The organism is Microcoleus sp. PH2017_12_PCY_D_A, from assembly GCF_020738565.1.
In the GTDB taxonomy this organism is placed as follows: domain Bacteria; phylum Cyanobacteriota; class Cyanobacteriia; order Cyanobacteriales; family Microcoleaceae; genus Microcoleus.
On sequence record NZ_JAEQCI010000024.1, the window covers coordinates 35,493 to 49,021 of the forward strand.

Genomic DNA, 13,529 nt, shown 5'->3' on the forward strand with positions numbered 1-13,529 from the left:
TATTTTTTTTCAGGACTTACGTATTAATAACATAATTATGTCATAATTAGCAAAGCTAAAAATCTCAAACCTTTGGAATAGGGTCGAGACTGCACAAGTGCTATGATATTACGATGAAGCTTACTAGCGGATTTGCGATCGGCAATCCCGACATTGAGCTATCTTACATGGAATTACCGATACAGTTTTGTAGGGTGCGCAGTGCGCACCTTACTGCTACCGATACAGTTTTGTAGGGTGCGCAGTGCGCACCTTACTGCTACCGATACAGTTCACCTTACTGCTACCGATACAGTTTTGTAGGGTGCGCAGTGCGCACCTTACTGCATTTAAGTTCACCGCTTCATCCCTGGACATTTTTATCGGCTAACAATTACGAACTTTTTTGCAATTGCTTGTTAACCTTAATAATCTTCTTGTCAAAATACTCTTTTCTGTGTCCCAATCTTTTCGCCACTTCCAACCCCTTCTGATAAGCTTCCAAAGCTTTCTTGTAATCCTTCATTTCCTGATAAACTTGACCGAGATTGTCGTAAGCACTCATCAGTCCGTACCAATTGTAAGCCCGTTCTTCCAGCAGCAACTGCATTTGATAGATTCGCACAGTCGGCTCTAGCTGTTTTTGCGATCGATAAAGCAATGCTAATTTATCCAAAGCTTCGCTCGCTTGGGCGTACTGTTGAATGGGGACAGCTAAATTGTAGGCTTCCTGATAGTATTGAGCTGCTAAGTTGATTTGACCTATAGTTTGGTAATCGGTGCCGATCGCAATTTTGAGCGGCGGTATCGCAGCCGGGTTTTGCAGGTTGAGATACACAGATGCTAGTTTTTCCCGGGCGGCGATCGCCTTTAGGGGCTGTTTCGACTGCTGGTAAACGTAGGCTAACTGTCTCAGAGTATCTACCTCAGTCGGAGGAGTTACAGGCTGCGGTGGCGCGCCATTTCCCGCCGTTACAGCAGAATTTGGTACAGCAGCATTAGCAGCAAATACAGCGCGGTTTTCCTGAATTAAAGTTGCCAATTCCTCATACACCGGAGCAGCTTTATCGTAACTCAGCCAATTGATGTGAACAAGTGCGATCGTCTTTAAAGTCTGACCTTGAGCCAATATATCTTGATTTTGGCGCGCATTTTCGAGAATTTGTTGGTAAACTTCTACAGTCGGGCCTTTAGCGCGCACCTGCCCAAAAGCCGCAGCTAAAGCGGGAAGCAACTCAGTATTGATAGGCACTTGGGATTTAACTTGTTGGTGAATTGCTTGCAACCGTTTAGTAATAAGCTGAAGTTCCAGGTTTTTATTGCTACTCCAAGCAACACTTCCCACCCGACTCAAAGCAGCAATTTCCGCCGCCGGGCCGAGATACCTCTGCAGCCGCAATTCTCGGAACCAAATATCAAAAGCGCCAGCCCCATCTCCAGCTTGCAGTTTAGCCGCTGCTTCTAAGCTTAACTTTTCCAAAGCCGCTGTCAGTTCCTCCCGCTGAGTGCTACTCAAAGATTCAGTAGCCGGTTTTAGGGGATCGGGTGTGGTAATTTCTAGAGGATTAGGAGAAAATTGATCGAGGGGTGGTGGATTAGTTTGGGCGCTAGCAATTGAACCAGCACACAGCCACAACCAAAGCAAGCACCCAATTGGCAAAGAATTTCTCATAAAAGAAATATAATTGCCACCATTCGGCAGCCCCGCACGAAACATCAAGTTTTGCATATTTAACAAAACGGTATAAATTATGTCACAAAGATGGCACACAAGCCAACTGTTCAACAAGAGCAACAAAATACAACTTACCGCACTGAGCAATTATTGGAATTTACAGGCTTTGGGCGATCCTCTTCGAGGGCTTCGCCAACGCATTTTGCGCCTATTCAGTTTAGCTCTAATTTTCCTAACTGTATGCACAGCTTGCGCCGCCCCTCCCGCCGTTGCCAGAGATCGCTCTTTTCCTGAAATATCTCTGAACTTTTTGGGCGAGTACCAATTGCCAAAAATTAACTTTGAAGGAGTACCAGTCGGCGGTTTGTCGGGAATCACCTACGACCCCAAAGGTATTAGCGGCGTCACTTCCAAAGCTTATCGTTTTTACGCCCTTTCCGACGACAAAAGCGAAAACGGAGAAGCCAGATTTTACAGTCTCCGACTCGACCTCACATCCAGCGATCCAGCCAATATTAGCCTCGAAAAAGTTTCTGTTGAAGGCGTTACATCCCTCAAAAAAGCAGACGGTGAAACCTTCCTTTGGGGTTCCATCAATCCCGAAGGTATCGCCCTGTCTCCACGGAATTCAGTATTTGTAGCCAGCGAAGGCCGCAATCCTTTTATCGGAGAGTTTGACCTGGCCACCGGGAAAATGCGAGGAAATTTGCCAATTCCCAAGCGTTACATCCCCGATACCAACGATGAACAACAGCAGCAAGGAGTCCAGAAAAGTTTAGGTTTTGAATCCTTGAGTATCGATCCAGAAACCTTTAGCCCGGGCGGTCTCGATCCGTTTAGGTTGTTTACAGCGACAGCAGCACCGTTAATTCAAGATTTAGACCCAGATAAAGCAAACAAAGTCCGTCTTTTACATTATATCATCGTCGATAAAACGCCGCAATTAGTCTCGGAAAATCTTTACACATTAGACCAAGTTCCCATGACTGTTTTGAACGGGTTAACCGAATTATTAACAGTCGGGGGCGGTCATTTTTTGAGTTTAGAGCGTTCTTTTGGACTGTCGGGATACAGCGCTAAAATTTATCAGGTAGCAGTTGGGGCGGCTACAGATACTTCTAGAATCGAGAGTTTTAAAGGAAAAATGGGAATGGTTGAACCTGTGAGGAAAAAGTTACTTTTAGACTTGAGCGAACGGGGAATTCCGCTGTACAATTTAGAGGGGATGACTCTGGGCCCACTGTTGCCCGACGGCAGTCAAAGTGTGGTTTTGGTGAGTGATGATAATTTTGATGAGGCGCAGAAAACTCAGTTTCTTTTGTTTAGCTTAAAAGGGAAATTTTAGGGTGCGGATGCTTGGTATCAGAATATTATTTCCGGTCAATTAGTCACAGTCAAAAGGTTTGTAGTGAGGACTTTATTCCTCTCCAAATGCGGACTAAAGTCCTCACTACGAACCTATTTTATTTATGGGGTTTTTGTTCGGATATGAGATTGGGTGATGGATGCGGACTAAAGTCCTCACTACGAACCTATTTTAATTAGGGGGCTTCTCTTTAGATATGATATCGCGTTTGACCTCAGAAACCCGGCTTTTCGGGGGTTTCTCACCTCATTAATTCCTGAAATTTTTACTTTTTGATAGCTAAAATTCGTTACATCCGTTAAATCCGTTAAAAAATCCGTTGCCGAACTTCTATATGCCTACACGCAAAAGCTTAAAATTACCAGATATCGAACTTTCCTACTTAGAATGGAACTCACAAACAGGGACAGAAAAAGTTCCGCGTTTGCTGCTGTTGCACGGTTTAGCAGATAGTGCAGTCGTCTGGACGAGCTTGGGGAATTACTTGTCGAACCGCTATCATGTTGTAGCGCCAGATATGCGCGGTCACGGGGAAAGCGAGAAACCGGAAACGGGTTATACTTTTGCTAGGGCGATCGCAGATTTGGAAGCTTTGATGGCACACCTCAACTGGAAAAATGCCCACATAGTCGGACATTCTTGGACTGGAAAATTAGCGCCAATTTGGGCGCGGCAGAAGGGCGATCGCATTTCGAGTATGATTTTAGTAGACCCAATCTTCATCACCAAGCTGCCCGCTGTGATGAAACTCAGTCTACCAATAGTTTACCGAAAATTAGACTGTCTCAAATGTATGGGCCCGTTTGCAACTTTAGCCCAAGCCGAAGCAGCCGCCAAACAATCGGGAGAATACGCTGGTTGGAGTGAAATGCAGCAAATGATATTCCAAAACCAAATCGAACAAAAATCAGACGGAAGTTGGGGAAGTAAATTTGTGATTCCCGCCAGAAATCAGATTTTTGCCGAAGTGATGAAAGTTGCCGGTTTAACGGAAAATATTGATATCCCAACTTTGTTCGTACAGCCGGAAACAGGCGTAAATCGCATGGATTGGCAAATGCAGCCCTACAAAACATACTTGCAAAATCTGACAATTGCCAAAGTACCGGGGAATCACTGGTGTTTTTTGACTCAACCGGATACTTTTAATCAAACTGTGGCAGAATTTTTAGATAGCTGTTCGTAGTGAGGACTTCAGTCCTCTTAACACTTGTGCAAAGGACTAAAGTCCTTACTACAAACTAGGACTAAAGTCCTTACTACAAACTAGGACTAAAGTCCTTATTACCAAGAATGAATTTAGAAATTATCGCACATCGGGGATTTTCGGCGAGATCCCCTGAGAACACTTTAGCAGCATTTGAACTGGCGATCGCCCGTGGCGCTAGTTCGATCGAATTTGACATCCAGCTATCCGCCGACAGCGTGCCCGTAGTTTTCCACGACGCCACCCTCGATAGAATCACCCGAGTTTCCGGTAAAGTCAGGGAAACAAACTTCTCAGACTTGCAGACACTCAATGCCGGTAAATGGTTTAGCGATGAATTTTCCGACGAAAAAATTCCTACCTTGAAAGAAGCATTAGGAATCCTCAAGAATGTTGACAAATTTCTCTACTTTGATGTCAAGCCGCACTGCGAATGGTCGGAGGCAGAAGTCGCGGATTTTGTCAATACTTTGAACGGTGCAGGAATCAAAGAAAAATGCGTTATTACTTCGTTTAGCGACAAATTTCTGGAACAAGTGCGGCGGCTAGATGGCGATTTGGCGATCGGACATATTGTTGCTAATCTAGAAGCGTACAAAACTCAATTGTCTCAAGCTGTCGCCCATCAGGATAACTTGATTACCAGCCTGTATCGCGTTTTGCTGGAAAACCCCGCACTGATTGCAGAAACCCGCAATCAAGGAGTTGACATTGTGGCGTGGACGGTGGACGATCCAGAAGATATGCAAAAGTTAATTGATTTGGGTGTAACTCGGATTGTCACTAATTGTTTGATATGATTTGTTTAACTTAATATCTTGCACCACGATCGAGAACGGGCAAGATGCCCGTTCCACAAAACTCAATTAATAAATGAACTACTTTCGCCAAAGCATCCACGAAATGTCCGGTTACGTACCGGGGGAACAGCCACCACTAGGCACAAAAATCATTAAACTAAATTCTAATGAAAATCCCTATCCGCCTTCTCCAAAAGCCTTAAAAGTGCTTCAGGAAATAGACCCAGAAATGCTGCGGCGCTATCCAGATCCAACTGGCAAAAGTTTCCGCATCGCTGCTAGTAAAGCTTTGGGAGTTCCTGACGATTGGATTTTGGTAGGTAACGGCAGCGATGATTTATTAAACTTGATAGTTCGCGCTGCGGGCGAACCTGGGAAACCCGTTGTTTGTCCCTCACCTACCTATGTATTGTACCGCACGCTGGCAGAAATTCAAGATGCAGAATTTGTCGAAGTTCCCTATCCAGACGACTACAAATTACCCGTAGATTTGCTAATAGCAGCTAAAGGTTCTGTGACATTTGTAGCTTCGCCAAACAGTCCCTCGGGAACAGCGATATCTGTGGCAGATTTGGAGAAACTTGCTCAAGAATTATCTGGCATTCTGGTCATCGATGAAGCTTATGTAGATTTTGCCGAAAACAATGCTTTGGAATTGACAAAAAACTACAGTAATGTTATAGTTTTGAGAACGCTTTCCAAAGGTTATTCCCTAGCAGGATTGAGGTTGGGTTTTGCGATCGCAAATCCGGCACTGTTGGCTGAATTAAATAAAATCAAAGACAGCTACAATGTGGATGCTATAGCTTATGCGGTGGCGGCAGGTGCGATCGCAGATTCAGACCACAAAACAGCCAACGCCGAAAAAATCAAGGCTGACCGAGTCCAACTAGCCGTTAGTTTCAAGGAATTAGGCTTTGAAGTTTGGCGATCGCAAACCAACTTTTTGTTAGTCAGGCCGCCCAACGGCGATGCAGAAAGAATTTATCAAACACTCAAAGAACGGGGAATATTGATTCGATACTTCAATCAGCCGCGATTGGACGATAAATTGCGAATTAGTATAGGTACAGAAGAACAGAATCAAATATTACTTAAAACTTTGAAAGAAATCCTCTAGATAACCACCCCAGCAATATAGGTTCGTAGTGAGGACTTCAGTCCGCATCTATCCGAGGACTAAAGTCCGAACGATCAAACCATTTGATTGTGGATAATTATTAGGATTGTCGATCGCCAAACCAGCCGACTGAGCAATATTCAGCAGCCTGTTATCAGCCGAAACAAAAAACAGTCGAGTATCTGGCTGCGAAAGGAGAGTAGTAGATTGAAAGCGCAAAGCCGACGCCAACTGTACAGCATCATAAGCCCGCAGCGGATGTTGCATCACCAATTCGGTGGCTGTTTCTATCACAGTTGGATCGACATCTATAACTCGGTATTCATTTTCAAAATCCTCCCTAACTTTTTGCACAATTAAATCAAAGCGCTCCGCAGACAAACTTCCATCCCGCAGACGGCGTGCAAAAGCGCTGTGTAACTCCACCCAAGTAATCTGGCTAATAACTAAATCGCTGTTTGTAGCAGGATCGGTAATCGATAAAATCCAGTCACTGCCTATTTCAGGCACGTACCGTTTGACTAAAGCGCTAGTATCGAAAAAATAAGCATTTACCACGGGCCACGATCCTCGATAATGATTTCTGACAGAGGCTTACCTGGTAGCGGTTCCATTTTTTTCATCAATTCGCGCCATTTCTGTTCGCGGCGTGCTAATTCTGCTCGATCGAGCTTACCCTGCTTATTTGGCAAACGCATCAATCCTCGTACATCCATCAACTTAATCGCTTTTTCGCGATCGCCCTGAAATTCTTCCGACGGAACTTCCGGTACTATTTTTAGTAGCACAGTTTCCCCATCTTGGAAAGACACGGAACTCAACGGGCGAAAAACCCCATTTTCGTAGATAGCAGTAATAGTTTCTGGCATAATTAGCCTCTTAATTAAATGCTTAGACTTATTGTACTTCTTTTAATTACTTCGTTGCCACCACAGCCAAATTCCAAGCCAACCGCTTCATCAAAGGCAACTTCTTCAAAAAGCCATCCAACCCTTCCAACCGAGAGTATTCCGGCTTCAATCTCTCCTGTTCAATAATAATCTTCTTCCAATAACGCTCCTCATTCGGATGCACCTTTTCGATCAAATAAAAGCGCAAAAAAATCCACAGCGCCGTCAGCCAAAACGTATCGTAAGCCGTCTCGGAAAACAGAGACTCGACAAACTTGACAATATTAATATCCAAAGGAGTTTCATCCTCAGTCCGCACCTCAGTTGCCATCCTGCGGTAAACATTAATCACCGGATTGTGCTTCATCGGGTCCCAAAAACAAGCTTTGCCACCCGGTTTGAGCACTCGCTGCATTTCGCGAATTGCCTTTTCTGGTTCCGGTAAATGGTGCAGCAAATTAGAAGCGTAAACAATATCAAAACTGTTGTCTGGGAAATCTAGCGCCATTGCATTGACAGTACAACCTTCTATGGTGACGCCGTTTTTTTCTGCCAATTTCAGCGCAACTTCTACCATGCCCTGAGAATAGTCTGCTGCGACGCAATGCGCGCCTTTTTTAGCAAAATAAACGCTGTTTTCTCCGGCGCCGCAGCCTAAATCTAACAGGCGTTTGCCCGTAATATCGCCCATTTGTTTGAGGATAAATCTATTTTCTGGGGCGGTGCAAGCTTCAAAGTAATCATTGACTCGAATGCCATCTATATCTATGGTAGATGCCCAAGCATCGTGGAATTGTCGCTCTTTTTTTAAGGTTTCATCTTGCATTTTATTGACTATTTGTTGTGTGTGTTTGATTGACGGGAATTAGTTGGCAACTTATTCATGTCTTCTGGCTGCAAATTTTTGTATTATCGAATACGCCTGTAATAAAATTCACTCTCCAGTTTAGCCAGAGGTTCTAATTCGGCTCGCGTCCACTGTTTTGTACCAGATATCGCCAATTGATTAACTCGCCGCAAACAACCGTTGAAAATTTCTACGAATTCTGCTTCCTTCAATTCTGTGTTGCCAAGATCGTAACTGCTATTTCTCGTTTCTGGAACGCAGCCGTATTCCTGTATTATTAACTGTAGGTGTTTGTAAATAGGCTCGTTCGGTTGAATGGATATCGGTGACATAATTCCCTGAAGACCTTTTCCCACGGTAGAAAGTTCAGCCTCAAATTCTTCTTGCAGTTTTTGTATAGCTGCTATGTCTTGCTTGGTGATGATTTTTGTTATTTCCTGTGTGCGTAGAAGTTGACTTACTTTATCTAAACACTCCGATAAAACCTGTGCAAATTCGTACCGTGTTATCTCTACACCAGATATAAAATAAGTTGATGAAAGATCCGGTGTGGAGGGGCAGTTGAATTTTGATGCTACGAGTTTTAAGGTTATGTAAGCCCAGTCAGTAGGTTTGACTACTGGATTGGGTTCAGTTACAGTAACAGTCTGTCCCGCAGGTTGAGGTTCGCTCTGAGCCTTAGCTGCATCTGGCAATCCAACTAAACCGTAGCTCAAAATTGCTGCGATCGACAACAATAAATGCACCGAAAATTTACCCATTTCTCCTCATCTCCCGGTACTTTTACAGCAGTAGGGCGAGCAAGGCCCGCCCTACAAATTAACTGAAAACTGGTAAAGAATTGGTAATTTAAGACTGAGCTGCTGTTGCCACTTTCGATTTATTTCCAGCGACAGATTCTTGCTGCAATGACACGTACAGGCGATTTAAGGCGCTGATGTATGCTTCTGCGGATGCTACAATAATGTCGGTATTTGCGGAGTGGCCGGAAAATACTTTGCCTTCGTGACGCAAGCGAATTGTTACTTCGCCGATCGCATCTATGCCCCCTGTCACCGACTGTACCGAAAACTCGATCAACTCGTTCGGGACATTTACCACCCGGTTAATCGCCCTGTAAATCGCATCTACGGGGCCAGTCCCGATCGCAGCATCGGTCAATTCTTCCCCCGCCGGATTCCGTACCGTAACGGTTGCTGTCGGCCGCGATTTGTCGCCGCAGGAAACCTGTACCAATTCTAACCGGAAAAGTTCCGGCGCTTGGTGGACTTCGTTGTTGGCGATCGCCTCCAAATCCCAATCAGTAATCTCTTTTTTCTTGTCGGCCAAATCCTTAAACTTGACAAAAGCTTTATTTAACTCGTCGTCGGCCATTTCAAAACCCAACTCTTTCAAGCGAGTGTGAAAAGCGTGGCGCCCCGACAATTTACCGAGTACGATTTGATTTTCGGTTAAGCCGATCGACTCAGCGTCCATAATCTCGTATGTCCGCTTATTTTTCAGCACCCCGTCTTGGTGAATTCCCGACTCGTGGGCGAAAGCATTAGCCCCGACAATCGCCTTATTTGGCTGCACCAACATCCCCGTCAAATTGGAAACCAAGCGGGATGTTTTGTAAATTTGGCGCGAGTCAATATTGGTCAGCGGTTCCTCAGAATCCGCAGGTCTGCCCAAGAACGGATTATAATATTGGCGGCGCACGTAAAGCGCCATTACCAACTCTTCCAGCGCCGCATTTCCCGCCCGTTCCCCAATCCCGTTAATCGTGCATTCCAACTGTCGGGCGCCATTTTTTACAGCTTCCAAAAAGTTAGCAACCGCCAATCCTAAGTCATTGTGACCGTGAACCGAAATAATCGCGCGATCGATATTCGGCACGTTTTCCTTAATTCCCCGAATCAAAGCCCCAAACTCGCTCGGAGTTGTGTAGCCGACAGTATCGGGAATATTAACAGTAGTTGCACCCGCTGCGATCGCCCGTTCCAGAACCTGATACAAAAACTCCGGTTCCGAACGACAAGCATCTTCCGGCGAAAACTCCACATCATCCACAAAAGATTTAGCGTAAGCCACCATTTCCGGTACAATTTCCAGAACCTCAGCCCGCGTCTTTTTCAGCTTATACTCCAAGTGAATGTCAGACGTTGCCAGAAACGTGTGAATTCGAGCATTTACGGCTGGTTTCAGTGCTTCTGCTGCTGTTTTAATATCCGGCTTTCTCGCCCTTGCCAAACCGCAAATTGTCGGCCCATCTTCCGTACCGACGGCCCGAGCTATTTTTTGGACAGCCTCGAAATCTCCCGTGCTGGTGAAAGGGAAACCCGCTTCAATCACATCCACACCCAATCTCGCTAACTGACGGGCAATAGTCAGCTTTTCATCCACATTTAGAGATGCACCAGGAGATTGTTCTCCGTCCCGCAAAGTCGTATCGAAAATAATAATCCGGTCTTGACTTGGTTGAGTTTTCATAGCTCTACAAAAGTATTTTCCTGATTTTTACTTGTCCGTTTTTCTGGGCACGCGAACCCCAGTCAGTCGATCGATTTTAGATTAAAGACTTGAAGAATTTTAGATTTACTTGCAGCGCACAGAATCTGGGAGCTTAAACTGCTACACAAATACTAGACAAGTCTATACATTTGCTTCTTACTTCATCGGGAGCATGGGAGCTGCTATCCCTCGGTAAGCTTTCACGGTTTAGCCAACCGTGATAAATTTATCGCTGCATTTAAATCCCTGTCCATCGAATGACCACAATTTTCACAGTTGTAAGTCCTTTCTTTTAGTGGCATATCTTGAATATGCCCACAATTTGAACAAGTTTTGCTTGATGGAAACCAGCGATCTGCAACAATCACTTCACAACCAAACTTTTTAGCCTTGTATTCTAGTTGACGATTGAATTCATGAAAACCACAATCAGCTATTACCTGGGCTAGCTTGTGATTCTTTAACATTCCACCAACATTCAAGTCTTCTACTACTATTGTTGCGTGGTTTTTGCATAAGTAAGTAGTGATTTGATGCAGAGTGTTTTTTCTCTTGTTTGCTATTTTTGCATGGTGTTTCGCTAACTGGACTTTAGCTTTGTATCTATTTCCAGAACCTTTTACCTTTCTGGCAAGACCTCTTGATAATCTCTTGAGTTTTACCAGATGTGCTTTATAGTGCTTTGGGTTCGGAAATACTACACCAGTTGAAAGTGTAGCCAACTCTTTTACTCCCAAATCAACTCCTACAACGTCATGACTTTTGACCGTTGGTTCGTGGCTTTGCTCGTAAGTAAAAGCGATAAACCAACTATCGGCAGTGCGCGAAATGGTAATTGATTTGCAAGTTGTGTGAGGTAGTCCTTCGTGGGTTTTTACCCAGCCGATTGTCGGCAGCTTTATAGACGTACCGCCCACAGGGATAGGCTTACCGCCAGCATCAATAGTGAAATAATCATGATGTCCCTTCTTTTTGAATCTGGGAAATCCACCTTTTTTTGAGAAAAATTTAGAGAACGAATCTCCAAGATTGTCAAAGGCGTATTGAGTTATTTTTTGGCAGATTCCCACCTCCTTTATCCACGTGAATTCAGGTTTTACATGATTGTTGAAGAATTTCTTGAGCAGGTATTTGTTTGGCTTTAATCCATCTTTATAAAGGTTGCTCCAAGTAGCCAGTCCCCAATTATAAGTAAACCTCGCTATGCCAGCGTGTTTGCTCATCATTGTTACTTGACTTTTGTTTAGCTTTAACTTTGTTTTGATGGATAAAAGCATTGCTCGACCTCCGAAGTTGATATTTCGCCCCTAAGCAGTATCTTTGCTGACAATCCAAGCTGTTAATGCTAATCGCGCAGGGTTTGAACAAAATAGTAGATCGTAGATTTGTCTATTACTGTACTATTTTGTCTATCTATTCGCTACCTAGGTACTAGCTCTTAGTCTAAAATTTTTGGCAGCTCGCGACAGTCCTGCAGAAAACAAGTATCCTTTTTTGGGCGGGAGCACCAGTCTTGTGTTTCGCGCCCATAACCCATAACCCATAACCATAACCCATAACCCATAACCCATAACCATAACCCATAACTAATGACTGCTGACTACTGACTAATGACTAATGACTAATAACTAATGACTACTGACTACTGACTAATAATCCATTTTCTCGATATGTTCCCGAATTTCATTTAGGTCTATATACCTATCTGTAGCATTTCGCAATTCTCTAGCAATCATTCCTTCGGTGGATACCACAGTAATGTGAGTATTTTTCGATCGCAGTAGCTCTATAGCCCTCTCAAAATCCCCATCTCCGCTAAATAGCACAACTTGGTCGTACTGATCCACCGTATTAAACATATCAACCACAATTTCTATGTCTAAATTAGCCTTTTGAGAATATCTGCCCGAAGCATCATCGTAATATTCCTTAAGAATCTTAGTGCGAACCGTGTAACCCAGACTGATCAAAGCATCTCGAAATCCCCTTTGATCTTGGGGGTCTTTCAAACCCGTATACCAGAAAGCATTGATCAAGATGACATTTGGCTGCGAAGTTTTGAAATATTCGAGCACCCTGCGCGGATCAAAAAACCAGCCGTTCTTTTGTTGAGCGTAGAACATATTGTTCCCGTCCACAAAAATAGAAAGGCGGTTCATTAAGTTTGTCATAGAACTTAGACCTAATAATTGTAGAAAGAAGTTAATCTAAATATCACATTTTAGCAATAGGGAGCTAACTGAGGCAATAGATTAAACTTCAGAAAACTCCATCCCCCCAGTATTTCATATTTTCGGCTCTACCGCCAGAGGGCTCTTTTAGGGGTGCTTGCATTCGATCGACCAACCCTCAAAAACCAGACGCCCAGTAACTCAGTAGAGGCTGCGGTGTCAAGGTTAATGGGGATCGAAACTACCGCGCCAACCACCCTACCGCCCTGCAGGCATACCGAATTGCATTGCAGTATTTTTTGCTCCCCTGATTTTATAGCAGAGAGCCTAAACTCAAGCCTTTTTGCTTTCAAGGGCCCAGCGAGCTAGCTCTGTCCGGTTGTGCAGACCTGTTTTGCCCAGCATATTGCTGACGTGGCTCTCTATAGTGCGCTGGCTGACATTCATCACGTCTGCGATCTGGCGGTTTGCCATGCCCTGCGCTAGCAACTGTACCACCTTTAACTCAGTGGGAGTCAATTCGACATTGCGGCGCGCCTTAATTTTGGGGCCGCTCTCAATACCTGGATTTGAGTGGCGAATCAAGCGGGATGCTGCTTTTAGAGAAGATTCTACTTGGGCTACCAGTTCTTCGGGTTCAAAAGGCTTGACTATATAAACATCAGCCCCAGTGCTCAAGCCTTTTACTCGATCGGAACTTTGACCTTTTGCGGATAAGAAAAGAACCGGAATCCAGTTCGTGCGAGGGTCTTCCCTGATGTGTTTGACTAAAGTGTACCCATCCATTTCTGGCATCATCACATCGCAGATGATTAAATCGGGGACTTCTTGTTCGAGTTTTTCTAGAGCGTGTCTGCCGTTTTCTGCTGTGATGACGTTGTAGCCCCGAAACTCTAAGTAATCCTTGACTAGCAAGATCAAGTTCGGGTCATCGTCAACCAGCATCAACCGTTTTTGCTCTCCTGAATTATTGTCCTTCAT

At 44.4% G+C, this 13,529-nt stretch carries 13 protein-coding genes; 4 read left to right on the forward strand and 9 right to left on the reverse strand.

The genetic code is table 11. The features are described from left to right. Window positions 1-373: 373 nt before the first annotated feature. Window positions 374-1,696: a tetratricopeptide repeat protein gene (locus JGK39_RS06475; protein ID WP_293248567.1), complete on the reverse strand. Its 1,323-nt coding sequence runs from the start codon at window positions 1,694-1,696 to the stop codon at window positions 374-376. Between the two features lie 34 nt (window positions 1,697-1,730). On the opposite strand from JGK39_RS06475, the gene JGK39_RS06480 reads away from it, so the two are divergent. From JGK39_RS06480 to hisC, 4 genes are all read left to right on the forward strand, one after another. After that, the gene (locus JGK39_RS06480) at window positions 1,731-2,999 is read left to right on the forward strand and encodes an esterase-like activity of phytase family protein (RefSeq protein WP_293295981.1); all 1,269 of its coding nucleotides are present in this window, start codon (window positions 1,731-1,733) and stop codon (window positions 2,997-2,999) included. A 355-nt stretch (window positions 3,000-3,354) separates the two neighbouring features. Then, a complete protein-coding gene (locus tag JGK39_RS06485; RefSeq protein ID WP_293248573.1) occupies window positions 3,355-4,206 on the forward strand; it encodes an alpha/beta hydrolase in 852 nt (283 codons plus the stop codon). Window positions 4,207-4,313: 107 nt separating this feature from the next. Then, on the forward strand, window positions 4,314-5,027 hold the full coding sequence (locus JGK39_RS06490; RefSeq protein ID WP_293248576.1) for a glycerophosphodiester phosphodiesterase family protein: 714 nt from the start codon (window positions 4,314-4,316) through the stop codon (window positions 5,025-5,027). Window positions 5,028-5,100: 73 nt separating this feature from the next. Beyond that, entirely contained in the window at window positions 5,101-6,147 is a 1,047-nt protein-coding gene (gene hisC / locus JGK39_RS06495) for a histidinol-phosphate transaminase (RefSeq protein WP_293248579.1), read from the forward strand. A gap of 48 nt (window positions 6,148-6,195) precedes the next feature. Here the strand turns inward: hisC and JGK39_RS06500 are convergent, their stop codons facing one another. The 8 genes from JGK39_RS06500 to JGK39_RS06535 all read right to left on the reverse strand — a co-directional run bounded on the left by JGK39_RS06500 (window position 6,196) and on the right by JGK39_RS06535 (window position 13,529). Then, window positions 6,196-6,705, reverse strand: a complete 510-nt coding sequence (locus JGK39_RS06500) for a type II toxin-antitoxin system VapC family toxin (RefSeq protein ID WP_293248582.1) — start codon at window positions 6,703-6,705, stop codon at window positions 6,196-6,198. Continuing rightward, a complete protein-coding gene (locus JGK39_RS06505; protein WP_293248592.1) occupies window positions 6,699-7,016 on the reverse strand; it encodes an antitoxin family protein in 318 nt (105 codons plus the stop codon). Before JGK39_RS06505 ends, JGK39_RS06500 begins: the two co-directional genes overlap by 7 nt. Window positions 7,017-7,062: 46 nt before the next feature. After that, a complete protein-coding gene (locus JGK39_RS06510) occupies window positions 7,063-7,863 on the reverse strand; it encodes a class I SAM-dependent methyltransferase (protein WP_293248599.1) in 801 nt (266 codons plus the stop codon). 83 nt (window positions 7,864-7,946) lie between these two features. Continuing rightward, on the reverse strand, window positions 7,947-8,645 hold the full coding sequence (locus JGK39_RS06515; protein WP_293248602.1) for a hypothetical protein: 699 nt from the start codon (window positions 8,643-8,645) through the stop codon (window positions 7,947-7,949). 88 nt (window positions 8,646-8,733) lie between these two features. Then, complete coding sequence (locus JGK39_RS06520) at window positions 8,734-10,356, reverse strand: 2-isopropylmalate synthase (RefSeq protein ID WP_293248605.1); 1,623 nt, start codon at window positions 10,354-10,356, stop codon at window positions 8,734-8,736. Between the two features lie 221 nt (window positions 10,357-10,577). Next, window positions 10,578-11,654 carry an RNA-guided endonuclease TnpB family protein gene (locus tag JGK39_RS06525; protein WP_293248608.1) on the reverse strand — a complete coding sequence of 359 codons (1,077 nt, stop codon included), beginning with the start codon at window positions 11,652-11,654 and terminating at the stop codon, window positions 10,578-10,580. Between the two features lie 372 nt (window positions 11,655-12,026). Next, window positions 12,027-12,548, reverse strand: coding sequence for an NYN domain-containing protein (locus JGK39_RS06530; RefSeq protein WP_006633075.1), 522 nt, complete (start codon window positions 12,546-12,548; stop codon window positions 12,027-12,029). Window positions 12,549-12,881: 333 nt separating this feature from the next. Next, the gene (locus tag JGK39_RS06535; RefSeq protein ID WP_293248611.1) at window positions 12,882-13,529 is read right to left on the reverse strand and encodes a response regulator transcription factor; all 648 of its coding nucleotides are present in this window, start codon (window positions 13,527-13,529) and stop codon (window positions 12,882-12,884) included.

Excerpts from the sequence above, each read along its gene's own strand:
- JGK39_RS06475 (WP_293248567.1), bottom strand. The coding sequence starts at position 1,696 with ATGTTTCGTGCGGGGCTGCCGAATGGTGGCAATTATATTTCTTTTATG.
- JGK39_RS06510 (WP_293248599.1), bottom strand. The coding sequence starts at position 7,863 with ATGCAAGATGAAACCTTAAAAAAAGAGCGACAATTCCACGATGCTTGG.
- JGK39_RS06530 (WP_006633075.1), bottom strand. The coding sequence starts at position 12,548 with ATGACAAACTTAATGAACCGCCTTTCTATTTTTGTGGACGGGAACAAT.
- JGK39_RS06525 (WP_293248608.1), bottom strand. The coding sequence starts at position 11,654 with ATGCTTTTATCCATCAAAACAAAGTTAAAGCTAAACAAAAGTCAAGTA.
- JGK39_RS06505 (WP_293248592.1), bottom strand. The coding sequence starts at position 7,016 with ATGCCAGAAACTATTACTGCTATCTACGAAAATGGGGTTTTTCGCCCG.
- JGK39_RS06535 (WP_293248611.1), bottom strand. The coding sequence starts at position 13,529 with ATGAAGGACAATAATTCAGGAGAGCAAAAACGGTTGATGCTGGTTGAC.
- JGK39_RS06515 (WP_293248602.1), bottom strand. The coding sequence starts at position 8,645 with ATGGGTAAATTTTCGGTGCATTTATTGTTGTCGATCGCAGCAATTTTG.
- hisC (WP_293248579.1), top strand. The coding sequence starts at position 5,101 with ATGAACTACTTTCGCCAAAGCATCCACGAAATGTCCGGTTACGTACCG.
- JGK39_RS06520 (WP_293248605.1), bottom strand. The coding sequence starts at position 10,356 with ATGAAAACTCAACCAAGTCAAGACCGGATTATTATTTTCGATACGACT.
- JGK39_RS06480 (WP_293295981.1), top strand. The coding sequence starts at position 1,731 with ATGTCACAAAGATGGCACACAAGCCAACTGTTCAACAAGAGCAACAAA.
- JGK39_RS06490 (WP_293248576.1), top strand. The coding sequence starts at position 4,314 with ATGAATTTAGAAATTATCGCACATCGGGGATTTTCGGCGAGATCCCCT.
- JGK39_RS06485 (WP_293248573.1), top strand. The coding sequence starts at position 3,355 with ATGCCTACACGCAAAAGCTTAAAATTACCAGATATCGAACTTTCCTAC.